This window comes from Microbacterium sp. (assembly GCF_029263575.1).
Taxonomy (GTDB): Bacteria; Actinomycetota; Actinomycetes; order Actinomycetales; family Microbacteriaceae; genus Microbacterium.
Window position 1 is genome coordinate 1 of sequence record NZ_JAJUFV010000247.1, and the last position, 1,592, is coordinate 1,592.

The following is a 1,592-nucleotide window of genomic DNA, read 5'->3' on the forward strand; positions in this document are numbered from 1 at the left end:
CAGGTCTGAGGCACTGGGCAGCGATGTCGCCGGGCTCGCGTCGACCAGCCCCGGCACGACGGCCGCAGCAGCGACGACTCCGGCGACTACGAGTGCCGCAGATCCGGTGCCGACCAACGCTCCGATACCGGTGATCGCGCCTCCGCTGGAGCCGCTTCCGCCGCTGGCTGTGCCGCCCAGACCGCCCGTGGCACCGCCATCCGTCGCGATGAGCGGTGAGGCGCCAGTCGCAGCTCCCACCGCCGCACCGCTGTCGAATACGCCGGTCGGAATCGGCGCGGCCGCGATGACAGCCGGCGTGCTCTGGAGAGTGGCGATGTACCCCGAAGCGCCAGCGACGCCGAGTACGAGGGGAAGCAGCACCAGCGCCAGCCGATCTGAGACGTCTTTCGCTTCGGCGGCGACGATGACGCAGCTCGCGCACTCGTCGATGTGTCGCTCAAGACGCTTGCTATCGCGCGAGCTCAGGTTGCCGCGGGAGTGCGCACCGAGGTGCTCGATCGTCCAGCGACATTCGGAATCTTCCCCGGCCTGGCGAAGGTGCGCCAGAATCCACGCTTCACGCAGCCCCTCGCGGGCGCGGAACGCCAGCTGCGAGACAGCGCCCGCCTTCATGCCGAGCAGGGGAGCGACCGTCGCCGGTTTCATCTGCTCGATCTCGGTGTACCAGAGGACTTCTTGCCACCGCGCCGGAAGGCTGCGGAACGCCTCGGCGGTCAGATCGTGGTCGATCGCTTCGTCAGCTGCGTCAGCCGTGCTGGACGGGTCAACGATGACATCGAGCTCGTCGATCGGTGTCTCGCGCCGTGAGCGCCCCCACGCCGCGGCCGTATTGCGGATGCTGGTGAACAGGTAGGCGCGGAAGGAACCGTTGGGGCCGCCGCCCTTCAGAATCGCCTGGTAGATGCGGGTGTACGACTCTTGCACCAGGTCGTCGGGGTCGATGCTCGATGTGATCGAGCGTGCCACCGACGTGCCTGCGAGGTAGTGCCGACTCCACAGTTCTCCGAACGCGGCTCGGTCACCCGAGCGGGTACGGAGAACGAGGTCGGCGTCTGCTGTCGCCGCGTCGGAAGTGCTGGTATTCGACAAAATCATCCAGGTTCAGTGAGGCGCGGATGCGACCCACGAGGCAAGAAACGAGCAGCGAGATCTGCCCGCACATCCCCGCTATTCTCTCGTGAATGGCCCGCGGAGGCCACCCCTGTGCATAACTCTTTGAGCGAACTCATCAAGATCTCTTTCGTGTTCTGCGTAATGAAGTCGGTTGTTCGTCGTCTCATCAGTGAGGGATCTCATCGGGTGGGCTTCGGAACCCTGGGGAGGAGAGCCAGGCCCACCCGCTCTCACCTTCGCGATGCGAGCGCAGCTCCCGTCTGCACGTGGCGAACCTGCAGCTGCGCGTCGAGCAGCACGGCGTCTCCCAGGTACCCAGGAGCGAGGCGCCCGAGCTGCGTTGCGAGCCCGATCGCCTCTGCCGGGGTCTGCGTCAGCGCGCGAACGGCGTCGGGCAGCGCGACGCCGGCCTGGACCGCGCGCAGCATGGCCACATCCTGCGTGAGCGTCGACCCGGCTATCGATCCGGTGTCATC

2 protein-coding genes are annotated in these 1,592 nt (G+C 66.9%); both read right to left on the reverse strand.

What is annotated here, in order from left to right; translation table 11 throughout:
- The coding region (locus Q1J95_RS15675) for a sigma-70 family RNA polymerase sigma factor (RefSeq protein WP_300269379.1) at positions 1-1,098 on the reverse strand (1,098 nt) is incomplete at its 3' end.
- 248 nt (positions 1,099-1,346) lie between these two features.
- On the reverse strand, positions 1,347-1,592 hold a 246-nt coding region (locus tag Q1J95_RS15680), incomplete at its 5' end, for an amidohydrolase family protein (protein WP_300269381.1).